The organism is Campylobacter sp. B0100352/1, from assembly GCF_020135855.1.
GTDB lineage: Bacteria > Campylobacterota > Campylobacteria > Campylobacterales > Campylobacteraceae > Campylobacter_D > Campylobacter_D taeniopygiae.
Genome location: NZ_JACHTP010000001.1, coordinates 15,651 through 34,906, shown reverse-complemented (window position 1 = coordinate 34,906; position 19,256 = coordinate 15,651). Strand labels below are relative to the sequence as shown.

Below are 19,256 nucleotides of genomic sequence, written 5' to 3'. Positions count from 1 at the left end.
AACCTTTAATTTGTTAATATTTTATCTTATTTTTAAAATCCTTAAATAAATAATTTAAATATTGATTTAAAATTTCTTCTCTTTTATATAAATCTTTAAAATTTGAAATTTTAACATTGAGTGCAAAAGATTGATAAGAATGAAATTTTTTCAAATAAACAAATCCTACAATCCAAGCAATACTATCATTAAAGCCCGTTTTACCATAAAGAATAAAATCATCATTTTGTCTTAACTCGATCGTTTTAATGACTTCTTCTTGAATTTTTTTAGAATAAGGAAGTTTTAAATTGGCAAGTTTAAAAAGTAAAGCGGCTTGTTCTTTGGCTGAAATTTGTAAAGTATTATCAAGCCAAAAAGCATCAATTTTAGAAATTTTTTTATTGCCATAATCAAGCTTGTTTAAATTTTCTTGCATTCTTACTTTGCCTATTTTTCTAGCAAGTTCTTTAAAAGCAGGCACTTGAGATCTTTTTATAGCTGAAGTTAAATTCGCATCCTGTGCCCAAGAAGGTAAAAAGACTTTTTCGCCTTTATAATGATAAAAAACTTCACTTGTATCTTTGAGTACATGAGAATTTAAAGCGATTAAAGCATTAAAAATTTTAAAAGTGGAAGCTGGAGAAAAACGCTCTTTAGCTTTTAAAAAATCATTACTCAAAAACTCTTTACCATCATAAACAATCATTACTCCGCTAAGATTTTGCTCTTTGAAAAAATCTGGCAAATTTTTAGCAAAAATAAAATTTTGAAAAAGTAAAAATAAAATAAATATTCTTATCATTTTTTATCCATAACCTTTTTAAAAGCCAAAGAAGCTAAAGCCAAACCAAAAGAAGCCGTAACCCCCATAAAAGAACCAAGATCCTTACAGCAAGGCACTTCATCTGAAAAAATCACGTCAAAATCTTGATTAAAACCCGATTTTCTAAGTTCATAACGAAATTTTTTTGCCAAAGCGTCACCGTAAGTTTTAAAAATACTTGTCGTTTTAATACGCGTAGGATCAAGTTTTCTTGCTCCACCTGTAGAAGAAATAAAAATTTGCTTTTTAAAATCAATCCTATTAGCCAAAGCTACTTTAGCAGGAATATCATCAATCGCGTCGATAATAAGATCAAAAGAACTCAAATCAAATTGATCAAGAAAATCTTGATCAATTCTAGCTACAATACCTCGAGCTTGATAAATTCTTTCAAAAACTTTCGCTTTTTCTTCACCTATGTGCTCACTATGAATTTGGCGATTTTGATTTGTGCTTTCAAAGCAATCCCCATCGATTAAAGTAAGATTTGTAAAACCACTTCTAAAAAGCGCATCAACGCAAATTCCACCGACTCCACCAAGCCCACAAACTAAAACTTTAGTTTGAGAAATTTTCTCTAAATTTTCTTCTCCAATCAACCATTTTATACGCGTAAATCTATCATTCATTATTTTTCCTTAATCCATTTTTTTGTTTGTTTTAATTTTTTATAAGCCGTTAAATCAAGCATTATAGGCGTAATAGTCGCATAACCTTTCTTTAAAAGAGCGATATCGGATTTTTTTTCTTCTTCAAAATCCAAATTAGCACTTGCAAGCCAAAAATACTTCTTTCCTCTTGGATTGACATTACAATGGGCTTTATAATTGTAAATTCTTTTTCCAACTTTAGCGATTTTAATCCCTTTAAATTTAGTTTTTGAAGATGGAAAATTCACATTTAAAAATTCTTTTTTATCTAAAGGAAATCCTTGATTAAAAATTTTTTTCACAAGTTTTTTTATAATTTTTAAAGCGATTTTATAATCTATTTTTTCATTATTTTTATAAAATTGTGAAAAAGCAATAGCCGGAACTCCTTGTAAAACAGCCTCCATAGCTCCCGCACAAGTACCAGAATATGTAATATCCTCACCTACATTTGCGCCTTTATTGATCCCACTTATAACAAGATCAGGTAATTTTTTCTTATAAAAAGCATGTAAAGCCAGATAAATACAATCCGCAGGAGTTCCATCATCTAGCTTATAAAATCTTTTTTTAACCTTAACAAACTGAAGAGGTCTTACCAAAGTAATAGAATGAGAACAAGCTGATTTTTCATTTGAAGGTGCAACTACTGTTATTTTTGCTTTAAATTCTTTTTTCAGCATCTCAACAAGTTTTCTCAAGCCTTTGCTTTCATAGCCATCATCATTAGTAATAAGAATTTCTTTCATTTTCAGCCTTGTTATAATTTAAATAAAGAAATTATTTTCAAAAAAAGTAAATTAAAATTATATACAAAAAATAATAATTTTTATTACTTTTTAATCTGTAATTTAAATTCAAATTAAATTTTTGTAAATTATGTTATGATACTAAATATCAAAATTAAGGATATTGCCCATGAAAAAAATCAAATATGGCTTATTTTTTCTAGTTTTTACTATGATGTTTTCAGCTTGTTCGACTAAAGAACTCAATCCTTTAGGACGCTCTTATGGGGAAATGTATGATAGTGATCCTTTAAAAATCGGTCAAGAACCAACAGCACCACAAAAGCAAACTGGTTTAGCTGAAGGACAAAAATTTCCAGCCATCCCTTTAGTACCACCTGTTTTGCATTTTGATTCTGCTGATGCTAATTCTACAGAAATTCCAAGACCGAGATTAAAATCAAATGGTGAATTTAATGACGTCTCCGCCGTTGGAGGGATCAGCTATACAAGTGATTATGTAACCGTTATGAATCCAAATGGAGCAGCATTGACTATATCAAACACCAATCCAGGAAATTGGATATGGGGATATAATCTATACGCAAGTAAAGGTTTTGAAGATGCAAGAACTTGGCGTTTGGTTGAATTTGCAAGCAATATTGTTATGTTTAAAAATGCCCAAACCAATACTTGTCTTAATGCTTATGGTAATGGTATAGTGCATTATCCTTGTGATCAAAGCAATCACGCACAATTTTGGAAACTCATTCCTATGAGTAATGGAGCGTATCAGATTAGAAATGTTGCCACACAACAATGTATCCAAACCCCTGTAAATGATGTCATGCATGAATTTAATCTTAGCTCTTATAAGATTTATTTAACAGAGTGTGTCAAACCAGGTGAAAAAACTTTGGACAGACAATGGTATATCACAGCGCCTACTTATGGGGCTATTTCACCTTATTAAAGGAATAAACAATGAGAAAAGTAATTTTATTTTTATTTTTTAATATTAGTTTTGTTTTTGGAGCTTTGGAAAATTATTCTAGCGGAACTTGGAATATGCAAGGGTCTTCAGCTTCAACTGAAAGCAAATGGAATGTTAGCGTTAGACAGCTTATAACTGGGGATAATCCTTTAGATATAGTTGCCATACAAGAAGCAGGAGTTCTACCCTCAACTGCTACAATGACTACAAGACAAGTACAACCTGTGGGCGTTGGAATTCCTATACATGAGTATGAATGGAATTTAGGAACTTCATCGCGTCCAAATGTAGTTTATATTTATTACTCAAGAATAGACGTTGGAGCTAATCGCGTTAATATGGCGATAGTAAGTAGAACAAGGGCTGATGAGGTTATAGTATTGCCTCCTCCAACCGTGGCCTCAAGACCTATTATAGGGATTCGAATTTGTAATGATGTATTTTTAAATGTCCATGCTTTAGCTAGGGGCGGAAATGATGCGGGTGCTTTAGTAACAGCTGTAGATATGCACTTTAGAAATTTACCCGATATTAGCTGGATGATCATGGGAGATTTTAATCGCAACCCTAATCAACTCCTCCCATTACTTGATGCTGATTTAAGAAGACGCATTAACATTGTCTATCCACCTTCTTTTACGCAAACTTCAGGCAATACGATTGATTATGCTATCACTGGAAATTCTAATCAAGCAGCAGCCTATAGACCACCATTGATCACAGCTGTTTTAGCCTTAGCGGGTATTAGAACTTTTTTAGCATCGGATCATTTTCCAGTTAATTTTAGGAGGTTTTAAATGAAAAAAATTTTAGTTTTATGTGCTGTATTGATGAGTTTAGCTTTTGGCATTGAACCTAAAGGGGATTTGCCTGATTATACGCCTATGTTTGCAATCAGATCTCTTCAAACTGGAATTTCAATCAGTATTTTTAGAGAAAGCTCACAAGATCTAACCGATCAAAATTGGGTATTAAGAGAAATCACTTTAAGTGATAAATTAAAAGCTAAAGATACACTCGCTGATAAATTTCCTTTTGGTTATGTTCAATTTGTCAATCCAAATGATGATGATATATGTTTAGCTATTTTAGAAAGTGGTTTTTTTGGGGTTAAATCTTGTAAAGGAGATTTAGAAGATGAAAAATTAGAAACTGTTTTTTCTATCATGCCAACAACAAGTTCTGCGGTGCAAATTAGATCTTTAGTTTTGGGTGGAGTGGAATGTATATCTACCTTTCGCAACCCTCAAATTCCTTTAGAAACTCGTATAGGCATACAAGAATGCTTTAGAGGACCTCATCAATTTATCGCGCCTTTTCAGTTATTGTTTTTCACTCCTGCTATCGTTGAAGCAACTCCGCTTAATTAATTTACCTTTTTAGGTAAATTAATTATTAACTTTTATAAATAAACTAAAAACACTTAAAAAATATTTTTTAAAAAATCAAGCTTTATTTGCTATAATTGCTAAAAAATTATTTTAAAAAGGAAATTTTTATGTTAAATCTTTTGCTTTTAAGCAGTTCAAGTTATCAAAATACTGGTTATTTAACCCATGCTAAAACCTATATACAAGATTTTTTAAAAGAATGTGATTCTTTAAATGAAGAAATAATTTTTATCCCTTATGCAGGGGTAAGAAGAAATAATGATGAATATGAGAAAAAAGTAAAAGAAAGTTTAAATCAAGAAAATATCATCTCTATACATCGTTATAATCACTCTAAAGAAGCTATTTTAAAAGCTAAAGTCATTTTAGTCGGTGGAGGCAATACTTTTATGCTTTTATCTAAACTTTATGAATACGATCTTTTAGATTGTCTAGCTCAACGCGTCAAAGAAGGGGCTTGTTATATCGGCTGGAGTGCTGGATCAAATATAGCAGGAAAAAGCATAAAAACAACCAACGATATGCCAATTATCATGCCTCAAAGTTTTAACGCACTCAATCTTTTTCCTCATCAAATCAATCCTCATTTTATCAGCGGCAAAATTCAAGGGCACAATGGAGAAAGTCGAGAAGAACGCTTAGAAGAATTTTTAATCGCCAATCCTCAAGAAAAAATTTACGCCATACCTGAAGGATCAGCTCTTAGAATAAAAGATGATAAAGTTAAAATTATAGGACATAATCCAGTGCTTAAATTTGAATACCCTATGAAAAGCACAATTTTAGAACTTAATCAAGAATACCCTTATTAAAAGGAATTAAAATGCATAATTTTTATTTGATATTAGCAGCTTTAGGAACTTTAGCAACTGTTATTTTACTCATTAAAAAAGCAGAGACAAAAACAACTTTATTTGGTGTTGGTTTTATCCTTTGTTTGGTTTCTTTAAAGCCAATTGATGCCTTAAATGCCTTTACTTCTTCAATGACTCAAGCCTCTTTGCTTAAAGCCATTTGTGCGAGTATGGGTTTTGCCTTTGTGATGAAATTCACTCGATGTGACGCTCATTTAGTTCGGTTGCTCACCGCTCCTTTAAAAAATTTAGGCTTTTTCTTAATCCCTATTGCTTTTATCATAACTTTTTTTATTTCCATTGCCATACCTTCTGCGGCCGGTTGTTCTGCGGCTGTTGGGGCAACTTTAATCCCTTTATTGATGGCTTCTGGGATCAAACCTGCTATGGCAGCGACTGCGGTTGTAAGTGGAACTTTAGGAAGTGCTTTAAGCCCTGGCACTTCTCATAATGGCATCATCGCTGATATGAGTGGCCTAAGCATCCCTCAAGTTTTAAGTGTTCAATTTAATTTTACTTTTGTTTCTGGAATCATCACTTGTATTTGTTTAATCATTATGGCTCTTATTTTTAAAGATTATCAAAAAGGAGCAGTTTATGAAAGCAAAACACAAACCGAAGAAGGAATTAAAAAAGCAAATTTCTTATATGCTTTGATGCCTTTAGTTCCTATTGTTATTTTGATCGTCGGTGCGAGTGATTTACCAAAAATTGAAATTTTAAATCCTATTTTAAACTGGACAACTAAAATTCAAGTGGCAGAAGCTATGCTTTTAGGTGCTATTTTAGCTATGGTTGCAACTATGAGTAGTCCTACTAAAATTTGTCAAGAATTTTTCAATGGTATGGGAAATTCTTATGCTAATGTTGTAGGTATTATCGTTGCTGCAAGTGTTTTTGCTGCAGGATTGGAAGCTTGTGGGGCTACTAAGGCTGTGATTGAATTTTTAAAAAATGAGCAGCATTATGTCCGATTTGGAGGAACCTTTATACCTTTTTTAATGGCTATGGTAACAGGTTCAGGCGATGCGCCAACTATGGCTTTTAATCAGTCAATCACCATACACGCTAAAGATTTAGGCTTTGATCAGGTAGCATTAGGGATGGTAGCCACAGTCGCTGGAGTGCTTGGAAGGGTTGTTTCACCTATCATGGCAGCAAGTATTATTGTAGCGGGTATTGCAGGGATAAATACCATAGAAATTGTAAAAAGAACTGCGCTAGGCTCGATCATTTCTCTTTTGGTGATCGCTTTTATTATGCTTTAATTTCACTAGCTAAAAGAATGATTTCTTGCAAAACTTTACTTGCTGCTTTTAAAGATTTAAGTGGCAAGTATTCATAAATAGAATGAAAATTATGTGCTCCAGTAAAGATATTTGGACACATAAGCCCTTTTTCAGATAGCACAGCCCCATCATAACCGCCACGCATAGGAATGATCTTTGCCTTTATATCTAAATTTTCATAAGCTTTTAAAGCCAGTTTTACAGGGAGACAATCCGTAGTTTTTAAGGCATTAAAAACATTTTTATAACGATTTGATAAATGAATTTGTATCCTTTGCTCACCCCACATTTTTTTACAAGAATCGCATAAATCTTGCAAGAATTGCATCCTTTGCTTATATTTTTCCTCATCAAATTCTCTAATGTCTATTTTTAAAATCGTTTTTGCACTATTTCCATTTATTTCTTTCACCCAAAAATACCCTTCCTTGCTTTCCGTGTATTCAGGCACCTCACCCCTTGGCAGCATAGAGATAAATTGATGGGCTAAAATCAGCGAATTTACAAGTTTGCCTTTTGCACTCATAGGGTGTGCTGAAACTCCTTGAAAAGTTACTATAGCATCTCCAGCATTCCAATTTTCATAGATAAACTCACCTATACCACAACAATCCAAACAATACCCAAAATCAGCGTTAATTTCTTTCACATCAAAAGCCTTAGCCCCTCTTAACCCCTGCTCTTCATCAGGCAAAAAGCCCACAATGATATCCCCATGTTTTAAAGAAGGATTTTTAACAAAAAATTCAAGCATATCCATAATCGCAGCGATGGCGGCTTTATCATCCGCACCTAGCAAACTCGTTCCATCAGTATGGATAATATCATCGCCTTTGTAATTTTTAAGCTCTTCAAATTCACTTTCTCTTAGATAAAGATCTAATTCTTTATTAAGACAAATATCCCCACCTTCATAATGCGTGATTTGTGCTTTGGTGTCATTTTTTTGCTCACTACTAGTATCTAAATGTGCAAAAAAAGCTATACGGGGTGCATTGGAAACATTTGCAGGTAAAAGTGCTGTTGTGATAGAATTTGATCTTTTAACAATCTGACTCAATCCAAGCTCTTGAAGTTCCTTTTCTAGCAAACTAGCTAGTTGCATTTCATTAGGATTTGAAGGCATGATACCTGCCAAACCATTTTCTTTATTGGTTGTGGTATTGATCTTAGTATAATTTATAAATCTTTGGGCGATATCCATAAAAACTCCTTAAATTTTACGCTTAGGAAAAAGAATTAATCATCTTGTATTATAATCGCATTTCATTAAATTTTTAGGATGAAAAATGAAAAAAATATTAAATTTATTTGGTGCTTGTGCGGTTTTTGCAAGTTTAGCTTTTGCAGATGTTAATATGTATGGTCCAGGTGGCCCTCACTTTGCTTTACAAGAAATAGCAAAAAAATACGAGAAAAAAACCGGCGTAAAAGTCAATCTTACCTTTGGTCCTCAAGCTAGTTGGATCGAAAAAGCAAAAAAAGATGCGGATATATTATTTGGTGCTTCAGATCAATCAGCTTTAGCCATTACAACAGATTTTGATAAAAAATTTGATGTTAAAAAAATCGAACCATTGTATTTTAGAAAAGCGATCATTCTTACTCAAAAAGGCAACCCTCTAAAAATCAAAGGCTTAGAAGATCTTTCTAAAAAAGGAGTGAAAATCGTTGTCCCAGAAGGTGCAGGAAAAAGCAATACTTCAGGAACAGGCGTTTGGGAAGATATGATAGGAAGAACTCAAAATATAAAAATGATTCAAGATTTTAGAAACAATATCGTTGCTTTCACCCCTAACAGCGGTGCTGCTAAAAAATTATTTTTAGAAAAAAAAGCGGATGCGTGGATCACTTGGATCGATTGGGCTAAGGCAAATCCAGACTATGGCGATGTTGTTAATATCGAAAAAAAATTAGTCGTATATAGAACTTTCAACATAGTCGCAAAAAATAATGCAGATAAACAAATTCAAGATTTTATCACTTATCTTAAAAGTGATGATGCTTATAAAGTATTTAAAAAATACGGATATAGAAAATAATTTACGCAGAGATTTTCTCTGCATTTCTTGATAATTTAAGTCAAATTTCGCTACTATAATTTTATAATCTTCGGGGAATTAAATGATTTTTGAAAAACAAGAATATCAAGAAAAATGCATCAATAACATAATAGAACTTTTAAAAGATTTTGACTTTAAAAAACAAGATAATTTAAAACAATGTCTGCAAAATTTTTACAAAACCACCCATTTACCAATACAAAATATAAAAGACAAATTAAATTTAGATATCTTAATGGAAACTGGTACTGGAAAAACCTTTACTTATATAAATTTAATTTTTGAACTTAACAAAGTCTATAAGCAAAATAAATTCATAATTTTTGTTCCAAGAAAAGCTATTTTAGAATCCGTTAAACAAAATTTGGAACTCACTAAAGAGTATTTTAAAACACAATATCAAAAATATATAAAAGCTTATTTTTATACAGATACAAAAAGTCAAAGTGCGATCATAAATAATTATATTAAAAATCAAGATGAACTTTCAGTTTTAGTTTTAACAAATAGCGCTATAGATAAAAAAGGGAATATTTTAAATAAAAATAACGAAAGTTTATTTAATTCAAAAAGTGTTTTTGAAAATATCATAGACTTAAAACCAATTAGCATTATAGATGAGCCACATTTACTTAAGGGTAAGGCTTTTAATGAGTATTTTTCTAGATTAAATTCTTTATACTTTCGTTTTGGTGCTACTTTTCCTCAAGAAAAAGAGTATGAACTTAGCAATATAATTTATTGTCTTGATTCTATATCTGCTTTTAAAGAATATCTCGTAAAACAAATTAAAGTAAATACTTTAGGAACTCAAAATAAAAATATTTTTTTAAAAGAATACAAAAAAGACTTAGCCACCTTTACTTATTTTTCAAATGGCATGGAACAAGAGATAAAAATAAAAAAAGGTGATAGCTGTAAAATCTTAAATAATGCTATTTTAAAAAATGTTAAAGATAATAAAGCATATTTTGATAATGAAATCATCATAGAAAAAAAAGAAAATTATGTTTTAAATGAAGATGAAATTACAGAACTTTTAGAACAAGCCATAGATTTGCATTTTAAAAAAGAAGAAGAATTATTTAAGCAAAACATTAAAGCATTAAGTTTATTTTTTATACCAAGTATTTTAGACTTTAGAGGCGATAATCCTTTTATAAAAAATAAATTTGAAGAGTTGTATAAAACAAAGAGAAAACAAATACTTAAAACCGAACTAGACAAATCTTATAGACAATACTTAGAAAAAGACTTTGATGAAAATGGAAATTTAAAAGTCCATCAAGGCTATTTTAGCGGCGACAAAGGAAACGCGGATGAAAAAGAAGCTTATGGGGTAAAACTGATTTTAGAAGATAAAGAAAAGTTACTTTCTTTTGATACTTCTTTACGTTTTATTTTTAGCGTTTGGGCTCTACAAGAAGGCTGGGATAATCCAAATATTTTTACCCTCGCCAAACTTTCAAATTCTTCTTCGCAAATCAGCATACACCAACAAGTCGGACGTGGATTAAGACTTTGTGTCAATGATAAAGGCAAAAGAATTACCCATAGTTATTTAAATTTTGATGATGCCAAATTTTATGATATTAATTATCTTGATATTTTAGTGAGCGCAAGAGAATTTAATTATATAGAAAATTTACAAAAAGAAATTTCAAATTCTAGCTTTGCTTTCAACGAAAATAGTTTAAATTCTCTATCTTTCAAAAGTATCAATTTAAACGAACACCAAATTCATAGAATTTTAGTTCTTTTAGAAGACAAAAAAATAATACAATTTTCAGAAGAAGAAAATAATTATATTATATTAAAACCTTTATACGATAGCATAAAAGATGATGAAAAGGCTAAACAAATTTTGGGCGATAAATTTGAAACTTTATTAAAAGCTCTTAATGAAAATTCTCAAAACAAATACAAGCAAATTATCAATGCAAATAAAGAAAATAACAAAATAAAAATAAAACCCGATCTAGCCAAAGATTTTAAAGAACTTTGGGAAAGCATAAATAAAAAAGCAAGCATAGTCTATAAAAATATAAAAGAAAAAGAACTTATAGAAAAAATAGCAAAAGAATTTAATGCTTTAAAAATAGAAAAAGAAGTTTTATATTTTGAAAAAAAAGTTTTTAATGCACAAGAAAATACTATAATCACAGAAGAATTCAATATCTTAAAAGAGATCGATTATAAGGCTAGTTTATATAAAGACATCCATAATTTATTTTTAAATTTTTGTAAAAATGAAAAATTTCCCTTACAATTTTTACTGAAAATTTATGAAAAATTAGACAAAACCAAATTCGAAAATTCACCTAAAAAAGCTTTTGATAATTTAAAAAATATAATCAAAAACAAACTTCACCATAGCTTATTACAATGCTTAAGTTATGAATTTTCTTTAAATATTTTCTCAAGTTCTTATGAAAATTTAGTAGAAAATGGCAAATTCAGAGAAAGCATAGATATGCAAAAATTAGGACGCTATATAGATGATGAAAAACCGGCTAAAAATTATCTTTATGAAAGCGTAGTTTATGATTCTAATATAGAAAAAGAAATCATCAAAGAAAACAATGAAAATATAAACAAAAAAACCATAAAAGTCTTTGCAAAATTACCAAAATTAAGCATCCCTACTCCGTATAAAAATTATGAGCCTGATTTTGCTTATTTTTTAGAGGATAATAAAGGCAAAAAAATCTTTTTTATATGCGAAAGCAAAGGCTATAACAATGAAAGTGAAATTCCACAAGATGAAAGAAAAAAGATAGATTATGCAAAAGTATTTTTTAAAAATTTAAATGATACTTTAAAAAATGAAAACATAGATATTATTTTCAACACAAGGATAAATAAACAAAAACTCATAGAGTGCATAAAGGAAATTTTACAATGATAGATATCAACGATATAAAAAAAGAGAATTTAATCAACACAGAAGAAAGTAAAAACGAATTCTTAGAGTATCTAAAGCATAATCATCCACAAACCATAAGCGATAATGTGCCAAATTTAAATGCCATCATGCAACTTCTAGGCTTAAACACTAAAGCCCAAGGTTATGAGCTAACTTTTACCGGAAAAGCATTAGCAAATGCACTTTATAACACTCCAAACACTAAAGAATTAAAATTTGAAAAAAATCAAAGCTTAAATTACGAAAATACTAAAAATATCATCATAAAAGGGGACAATCTTGACGCTTTAAAACTTCTAAAGCAAAGTTATTATGAAAAAATAAAAATGATTTATATCGATCCGCCTTACAATACCAAAAATGATGATTTTATTTACAAAGATGATTTTAGGCAAGATTATAAAAAACTTTTGTTAGAAACTGGACTTTTAGAAATAGATGAAGATGGACAAGAGATAGAAAGCGAAACTTTAAGATTTTTCAACAGTATAAAATCAAGCAAAACCCATAGTGGATGGCTTTCTTTTATGCTACCGCGTCTTAAACTTGCTAGGGATTTACTTCGTGAAGATGGAGTGATATTTATAAGCATAGACGATAATGAACAAGCGAATTTAAAAATACTTTGTGATGAAATTTTTGGAGAAGAGAATTTTGTAGCATGTATAGTTTGGAGAAAAAAATATGGTGGTGGCAAAGGAGCCAATTTTGTTGTGGATACTCACGAGTATATTTTAATTTATGCAAAAGATAAAATGTTTTTATCTTTTAATCCTTTAAAAAGAACCAATAAACAATTGGAAATTTTTAAGTTAGAGGATAATTTTATAAAAGAAAGAGGCAAATATTACATACGTCCATTAAAGTCTGGTTTGGATAAAAGAGAAACTTTGATTTATCCAATCCAATGCCCAGATGGAACTTTTATTGAAACACAATGGATTTGCTCCAAAGAAACATTTCAAAAGTTAAAAAAAGAAGAAAGGATTGTTTTTAAACTTTTAAAGAATGGGAAATATAATATTTATAAAAAATTTTACGAAAACGATATGGAAGGTATTTTACAAGAAAGCATTATTTATGATTTAGCTTATAATGCAGATGCAAAATTAGAAATAAAAAAACTTTTTAATATAAAAGAAGGAAGAGATACCATTTTTGATACTCCGAAGCCTACTAACTTGATTAAAAGAATCTGTGAAATTTCTACAAATTCAAATCAAAACGATATTATCCTAGATTTTTTTGCAGGAAGTGGCACAACAGCACAAGCAGTTATGGAGCTAAATGCAGAAGATGGAGGAAATCGTAAATTTATCCTAGTCCAACTTGATGAAGAGATAGACGATAAAAAAAATAAAGTAGCTTATGATTTTTGTAAAAATGAGTTAAAAAGTAAAAATCCAGTCATCAGCGGTATAACCATAGAAAGAGTTAAAAGAGCCAGTGAAAAAATATCAAGCGAAAATAAAAATTTGGATTTAGGTTTTAAAGTATTTTCTCTTGCGGAAAAACCCGAACTCGTAAGCAATGATACAAACGCTTTAGCTTTAAAAAATCATGCAAATCTAAGTCCTTATGAAAAAGCGTTAAATTTGGCTTTGCAAGATTGCAAAACCTTAGATAGTGATCTAAAAGAAATTTTAAAAAATAAAATTTACCAATGCGAACAAAGCTTTTATGTGATAGAATTTGACGATGAGGTTTTCAATTTCTTAAAAAATACTCAAAATGAAAATGTATATATTAACGGTTTTGATGATATAAATTTAGAAATTTATTTAAACCTAGAAAGCTTTTTAAAAGAACGCTTAAAAGTGGTGTATTGAGGATAAATTAGAATGTTTTCAAAATTATAAAAAATTTTTAAAAATAAAACCAATATTATCAATAACACTTGATTTTAATTTTTAAAACTAGCAAAATATTAAGTGAAAATTGGTTATGATTTTTTCCTAAAAATTTTAAAAAGAGTAAAAATGAAAACCTTTCTCGTTTGTGCCTTAGAACCTTCAGCAAATTTGCACCTCAAAGAAGTTTTAAAAGCCTATAAAGATGAGTATAAAGAATTTGATTTAGTGGGAATTTATGATGAGAGTTTATGCGATGAATTTAATCTAAACTCAAAACCCCTCTATAGCTCACACGAATTTAGCGCTATGGGTTTTGTAGAGATCTTGCCTCTTATCTTTAAAGCAAAATGCGCGATAAAAGAATTAGTCCATTTAAGCTTTACGCAAAAAATAAATGCGATTTTATGTATAGATTCTCCCGCTTTTAACATCCCTTTTGCGAAAGCTTTAAAAAAAGCCGATTCTAAGATAAAAAGAATTTATTATATCTTACCTCAAGTTTGGGCATGGAAAAAAGGAAGAATTCCTATCATAGAAAGTCATTTTGATGTTTTAGCCTCTATTTTGCCTTTTGATGATCAGTTTTTTAGCAAAAGTATTTACGTTGGGCACCCACTTTTGGACGAAATCAAAGAATTTAAAGATGAAAAAGATACACAAGTTCTACTTTCAAAAAAAGAACATGAAAAAATCGTTGCTTTTTTACCTGGATCAAGAAGAAGTGAAATCAAACGCTTAATGCCTATTTTTAAAGAGCTTTCTAAAAATTTTCAAGGTGAAAAGATCCTTTGTATCCCTCCTTTTAATCTTAACAAACTCGATCTTTATGGCGATATTAGCGAATTTAAAATAGAGAGTAATACACCTAAAGTTTTAAAAAAATCAGATTTTGCCTTTATTTGCAGTGGCACAGCAACTTTGGAGGCAGCTTTGGTTGGAACTCCTTTTGTTCTTGCTTACAAAGCAAAGGCTATTGATATTTTTATAGCAAGGCTTTTTGTAAAGTTAAAATACATCGGCCTTGCAAATATTTTTTGCGATTTTGCAGGAAAAGAAGAGCTAAACCCTGAATTCTTACAAAATGAAGTCAATGTAGAAAATTTATATCAAGCTTATCTTAAATACGATTATAAGAGTTTTTTTGCTAAAGTTAATTTTTTAAAACAGTATTTAAAATTTGGAAGTGCAAAAAATTTAGCTAAAATACTTGATGAAAATTAAAAGGATAAATTATGCAAAAAGAACCAATGAGTCAATTTGGATATGATAAATTAGTTGCTGAATTAAAAGACTTAAAAGACAATCAACGCCCAGCAGTCGTCATAGAAATCGACACTGCAAGAAGTCATGGGGATTTAAAAGAAAATGCAGAATACCACGCAGCAAGAGAAAAACAGGCCTTAATCGAAAGTCGCATAGCAGAACTTAGTGATTTGCTAGCTCGTGCGCAAGTTATAGATCCTGCAAGTTATGAACACGATAGCGTAAAATTTGGATCTAGTGTTGTGATTATGGATTTGGACACTGAAAAAGAAAGTAAATACACCCTCGTTGGAATTTGTGAAGGAAATTTGGATAAAGGTTATATTTCCATTGCTTCACCTATAGCAAAAGCTATGCTTGGAAAAAAAGAAGGCGATGAATTTAAAGTTCGCTTACCTAAAGGTGAAAGCGAATTTGAGATCGTTTCTATTAGCTATGAACCTTTGAAATTCTAAGGATGCAAGAGCTAATCTTACAAAATAAGGCAATTTTAATTGCCGATGCACATGAAAATACTCAACGAAGAGGTTTTTGGAAATTTTTACAAGCTTTGAAAAATGATGAAATTTCCACACCTCAACTCATCTTAATGGGCGATATTTTTGATCTGCTCATCGGAGAAATTTCTGCTACTCATGAATTTGCAAAACCTTATATTTATTTACTTGAAGAATTAGCACAAAAAATAGAAATAATCTACCTTGAAGGAAATCATGATTTTAATCTTTCTTGCTTTTTTGAAAAGGTAAAAATTTTTTCCCTAAAAAAACAACCTTTAAAACTTAAATTGCACACAAGTAAAGTTAAAAATGAAAATTCCTATATTTTTTTAGCACATGGCGATATTTTTTTATCTCCTTGCCTACAATTTGCACTCAAAAGCCTTAGAAATCATTATTTACTTGTATTTTTAAACTGGATAAATCAAATCAGTTTTCACGCTATATCAAAAAAAATCTTAAAAAATCAAAATCGAAAAAATCTATTTTATAAGATAAAAAATTTTGAAAATTTAGCCAATGAAAGATATCTAAAATATAGGAATTTAGGCTCTTGGGTGTGTGAAGGGCATTATCATCAAAATTTTATTATCAATAAAAAAGACATTAAATATTTTAATCCTGATAGTTTTGCACACAAGGAAAGTTTTTTTTTAGTAGAATACAAACAAGAAATTGAATTTCGAGAACAGAAATTGAGGGGTCAAAATGTTTGATGAAAATATCGTGAAAACGGGTTCAAATGAAATGGAGCTTGTCGATTTCCGTATCTTTAAGCAAGGACAAGATAAGATTTATGAAGGAATTTATGGAGTAAATGTCTCTAAGGTTAGAGAAATTATCAAAATTCCAACCCTTACAGAACTCCCAGGAGTACCTGAATACATCGAAGGGATCTTTGATCTTCGTGGTATCGTTATTCCTGTAGTTAATCTTGCTAAATGGATGCAAATCACCGAGCCAGAAAGTACTTTGCTAAAACCTAGGGTAATTATTACCGAATTTAGCAATATTCTTATAGGTTTTATTGTGCATGAAGCTAAAAGAATTCGTCGTATCAATTGGAGAGATATAGAACCAGCAAGTTTTTCAGCAGGTTCTGGTGCTTTAGATAAAGGTAAAATTACCGGAGTTACACGTATAGAAAATGACGAAGTATTACTGATACTTGATCTAGAAAGCGTTATAGAAGAACTAGGAATTTACGCACCTAAAACTGATGTTGATTACAAATTAGAAAAATTTAGCGGAACAGCACTTATCTTAGATGATAGCTTAACAGCTAGAAAACGTGTAAAAGATATGATGCAACAACTTGGCTTGCAAGTTATTGAAGCTAAAGACGGAGTTGAAGGCTTAAACAAACTTGAAGAACTCAGTCAAGTTTATGGCGAAGATTTGTGTAATATTTTAAAAATTATAATCAGTGATGTTGAAATGCCTCAAATGGATGGTTTCCATTTTGCAGCACGTCTTAAAGATGATGTAAGATTTAAAGATATTCCTATTGTCTTTAACTCATCATTGTCTAATGAATTTATGAATGAAAAAGATGTCCAAGAAGCTGGTGGAGAAGGCTATTTGGTTAAATTTAATGCTAGTGATTTCTTTAGTGAAGTAACTAAAGTTTTAAAAAGACACCAATCACAAGAACAGGGGTAAAATATGGAAGATATGCAAGAAATACTTGAAGACTTTTTAGTTGAGGCTTTTGAGCTAGTTGAGCAAATCGACCATGATTTGGTAGAACTTGAATCAAATCCAGAAGATTTAGAATTACTTAATAGAATTTTCCGTGTTGCACACACAGTAAAAGGCTCTTCAAGCTTTTTAAATTTTGATGTTTTGACAAAATTAACTCATCACATGGAAGATGTTTTAAATAAAGCAAGACATGGGGAATTAAAAATCACTCCAGATATTATGGATGTAGTTTTAGAATCCATCGATAGGATGAAAACTCTACTTAACTCTATCCGTGATAATGGAAATGATACAGCTATAGGTATGGATATAGAGCCGATTTGCACAAGATTGACTGCTATTTCTGAAGGAGAATCTCCAGCTGGAAATTCAGCACCAGTAGAAGAAAAACCAGTAGAAACTCCTCAAGAAGAACCTGTGCAAGAACCAGAAGTAGATGTTAATCAATTAAGCGATTCTGAAGTAGAAGCTGAAATTGAAAGATTGCTAAAAGTAAGAAAAGCGGAAGATCAAGCACGTCGTGCGCAAAAAAAGAAAAATCCAACAACACAAGCTCCACAAAAAACAGAAAGTGGTGAAAAGAAAGTTCCAGCATCAAGTAGCGGTGGAGGTATGGATCAAACCATTCGTGTTGAAGTTAAAAGATTAGATCATTTGATGAATTTAATTGGAGAACTTGTTCTTGGTAAAAACCGCTTACTTAAAATTTATGATGATGTTGAAGAGCGTTATGAAGGTGAAAAATTCCTTGAAGAACTCAATCAAGTTGTAAGTCAGCTTAGCATTATCACAACCGATGTTCAATTAGCGGTTATGAAAACTAGGATGCAACCTATTGCGAAAGTTTTCAATAAATTCCCAAGAGTTGTTCGTGATTTAAGTCGTGAGCTTGGCAAACAAATAGAACTTGAAATTTCTGGTGAAGAAACAGAGCTTGACAAATCTATTGTTGAAGAAATCGGCGATCCAATCATGCACATGATTAGAAATTCTTGCGATCATGGAGTAGAAGATCCAGCAACTCGTGTAGCTAATGGCAAACCTGAAAAAGGTATCGTTCAACTTAAAGCTTACAACGAAGGAAATCATATAGTTGTTGAAATTACCGATGATGGTAAAGGGCTTGATCCAAATGGCTTAAAAGCAAAAGCTATGGAGAAAAATTTGATCACAGAAAGAGAAGCAGATCAAATGACCGACAAAGAAGCCTTTGCACTTATTTTCAAACCAGGTTTTTCAACTGCAGCTAAGGTTACCAATGTTTCTGGACGTGGCGTTGGAATGGATGTTGTTAAAACCAATATTGAAAAACTCAATGGTGTGATTGAAATTGATAGCGAATTAGGTAAAGGAAGTACCTTTAAACTTAAAATTCCTCTTACTTTGGCTATTATCCAATCTTTACTTGTTGGAACTCAAGAAGAATTTTATGCTATTCCATTGGCAAGTGTTCTTGAAACTGTTAGAGTGCCGGTTGATGATATTTATACTATTGAAGGTAAAAATGTATTACGCTTAAGAGATGAAGTTTTATCTCTTGTGAGACTTTCTGATGTATTTGGTGTTAAACAAGTACTTGAAAGTGGTGATCAAACCTATGTTGTAGTCATCGGTGTGGCTGAAAGTAAGCTTGGTATTATAGTAGATACACTCGTAGGACAAGAAGAAATTGTTATCAAATCTATGGGAGAATACTTACAAAATATCCAAGGTATAGCTGGAGCTACAATACGTGGCGATGGTAGAGTAACATTGATCATCGACGTGGGTGCTATGATGGATATGGCTAAAGAAATTAAAGTTGATATTAAAGCCCAACTTGAAGCCAGTTCTAAAAAAGTGAAAGAACAACCAAGTGATTATAAAGTTTTAATCGTAGATGATTCTAAAATGGATAGAACTTTAATGCAAAAAGCATTAGAACCACTTGGAGTAAGCTTGATCGAAGCAACAAATGGAGCTGAAGCACTTAATATTGTAAAATCTGGTGAGCACGATATTGATGCTATGCTTATAGATATTGAAATGCCAAGAATGGATGGTTATACCTTAGCAGCTGAAATTAGAAAATATTCTAAATATCGCAATTTACCACTTATAGCTGTAACCTCTAGGACAAGCAAAACAGACCGCTTAAGAGGAGTGGAAGTAGGTATGACTGAATATATTACGAAGCCTTATTCTCCAGAATATTTGGAAAATGTGGTGAGAAAAAATTTAAAACTAGGATAAGAAT

Annotated in this window: 17 protein-coding genes; 13 read left to right on the top strand and 4 right to left on the bottom strand. The window is 30.8% G+C overall.

The genetic code is table 11. The annotated features are described in order from the left end of the window. Nucleotides 1–13: 13 nt before the first annotated feature. From blaOXA to surE, 3 genes are read right to left on the bottom strand one after another with little or no spacing between them, the layout of a single operon-like run. Complete coding sequence (gene blaOXA, locus H2279_RS00170; RefSeq protein ID WP_337195195.1) at nucleotides 14–784, bottom strand: class D beta-lactamase; 771 nt, start codon at nucleotides 782–784, stop codon at nucleotides 14–16. Continuing rightward, a complete protein-coding gene (locus tag H2279_RS00165; RefSeq protein ID WP_337195268.1) occupies nucleotides 781–1,437 on the bottom strand; it encodes a ThiF family adenylyltransferase in 657 nt (218 codons plus the stop codon). The genes blaOXA and H2279_RS00165 overlap by 4 nt, the downstream gene beginning before the upstream one ends. Continuing rightward, complete coding sequence (gene surE / locus H2279_RS00160) at nucleotides 1,434–2,204, bottom strand: 5'/3'-nucleotidase SurE (RefSeq protein WP_337195194.1); 771 nt, start codon at nucleotides 2,202–2,204, stop codon at nucleotides 1,434–1,436. The genes H2279_RS00165 and surE overlap by 4 nt, the downstream gene beginning before the upstream one ends. A gap of 169 nt (nucleotides 2,205–2,373) precedes the next feature. Here surE and H2279_RS00155 point away from each other — a divergent pair, with 169 nt between their 5' ends. From H2279_RS00155 to dcuC, 5 genes are all read left to right on the top strand, one after another. Continuing rightward, complete coding sequence (locus H2279_RS00155) at nucleotides 2,374–3,156, top strand: RICIN domain-containing protein (protein ID WP_137623318.1); 783 nt, start codon at nucleotides 2,374–2,376, stop codon at nucleotides 3,154–3,156. An 11-nt stretch (nucleotides 3,157–3,167) separates the two neighbouring features. Beyond that, nucleotides 3,168–3,974 (top strand): cytolethal distending toxin subunit B family protein, encoded by an 807-nt coding sequence (locus tag H2279_RS00150; protein ID WP_137623319.1) that lies wholly within the window; start codon nucleotides 3,168–3,170, stop codon nucleotides 3,972–3,974. After that, complete coding sequence (locus H2279_RS00145; protein WP_137623320.1) at nucleotides 3,975–4,547, top strand: cytolethal distending toxin subunit A; 573 nt, start codon at nucleotides 3,975–3,977, stop codon at nucleotides 4,545–4,547. A 128-nt stretch (nucleotides 4,548–4,675) separates the two neighbouring features. Then, a complete protein-coding gene (pepE, locus tag H2279_RS00140) occupies nucleotides 4,676–5,380 on the top strand; it encodes a dipeptidase PepE (protein WP_337195193.1) in 705 nt (234 codons plus the stop codon). An 11-nt stretch (nucleotides 5,381–5,391) separates the two neighbouring features. After that, nucleotides 5,392–6,690: a C4-dicarboxylate transporter DcuC gene (dcuC, locus tag H2279_RS00135; RefSeq protein ID WP_337195192.1), complete on the top strand. Its 1,299-nt coding sequence runs from the start codon at nucleotides 5,392–5,394 to the stop codon at nucleotides 6,688–6,690. On the opposite strand, the gene pepT is transcribed toward dcuC, so the two are convergent. Beyond that, a complete protein-coding gene (gene pepT / locus H2279_RS00130; RefSeq protein WP_337195191.1) occupies nucleotides 6,680–7,915 on the bottom strand; it encodes a peptidase T in 1,236 nt (411 codons plus the stop codon). The two genes, dcuC and pepT, sit on opposite strands and share 11 nt — an antisense overlap. A gap of 85 nt (nucleotides 7,916–8,000) precedes the next feature. On the opposite strand from pepT, the gene H2279_RS00125 reads away from it, so the two are divergent. The 8 genes from H2279_RS00125 (at nucleotide 8,001) to H2279_RS00090 (ending at nucleotide 19,252) form a co-directional block, all read left to right on the top strand. Continuing rightward, complete coding sequence (locus tag H2279_RS00125) at nucleotides 8,001–8,753, top strand: extracellular solute-binding protein (protein WP_337195190.1); 753 nt, start codon at nucleotides 8,001–8,003, stop codon at nucleotides 8,751–8,753. 82 nt (nucleotides 8,754–8,835) lie between these two features. Beyond that, complete coding sequence (locus H2279_RS00120) at nucleotides 8,836–11,679, top strand: restriction endonuclease (RefSeq protein WP_337195189.1); 2,844 nt, start codon at nucleotides 8,836–8,838, stop codon at nucleotides 11,677–11,679. Beyond that, nucleotides 11,676–13,529 carry a site-specific DNA-methyltransferase gene (locus tag H2279_RS00115; RefSeq protein ID WP_337195188.1) on the top strand — a complete coding sequence of 618 codons (1,854 nt, stop codon included), beginning with the start codon at nucleotides 11,676–11,678 and terminating at the stop codon, nucleotides 13,527–13,529. Before H2279_RS00120 ends, H2279_RS00115 begins: the two co-directional genes overlap by 4 nt. Before the next feature lie 150 nt (nucleotides 13,530–13,679). Then, on the top strand, nucleotides 13,680–14,774 hold the full coding sequence (gene lpxB, locus H2279_RS00110) for a lipid-A-disaccharide synthase (protein WP_337195187.1): 1,095 nt from the start codon (nucleotides 13,680–13,682) through the stop codon (nucleotides 14,772–14,774). An 11-nt stretch (nucleotides 14,775–14,785) separates the two neighbouring features. Then, on the top strand, nucleotides 14,786–15,271 hold the full coding sequence (gene greA / locus H2279_RS00105) for a transcription elongation factor GreA (RefSeq protein WP_137621905.1): 486 nt from the start codon (nucleotides 14,786–14,788) through the stop codon (nucleotides 15,269–15,271). A gap of 2 nt (nucleotides 15,272–15,273) precedes the next feature. Beyond that, entirely contained in the window at nucleotides 15,274–16,032 is a 759-nt protein-coding gene (locus H2279_RS00100) for a metallophosphoesterase (RefSeq protein ID WP_337195186.1), read from the top strand. After that, nucleotides 16,025–16,978 carry a chemotaxis protein gene (locus tag H2279_RS00095; RefSeq protein ID WP_337195185.1) on the top strand — a complete coding sequence of 318 codons (954 nt, stop codon included), beginning with the start codon at nucleotides 16,025–16,027 and terminating at the stop codon, nucleotides 16,976–16,978. Before H2279_RS00100 ends, H2279_RS00095 begins: the two co-directional genes overlap by 8 nt. 3 nt (nucleotides 16,979–16,981) lie before the next feature. Continuing rightward, nucleotides 16,982–19,252 carry a hybrid sensor histidine kinase/response regulator gene (locus H2279_RS00090; RefSeq protein ID WP_137623329.1) on the top strand — a complete coding sequence of 757 codons (2,271 nt, stop codon included), beginning with the start codon at nucleotides 16,982–16,984 and terminating at the stop codon, nucleotides 19,250–19,252. Nucleotides 19,253–19,256: the final 4 nt, after the last annotated feature.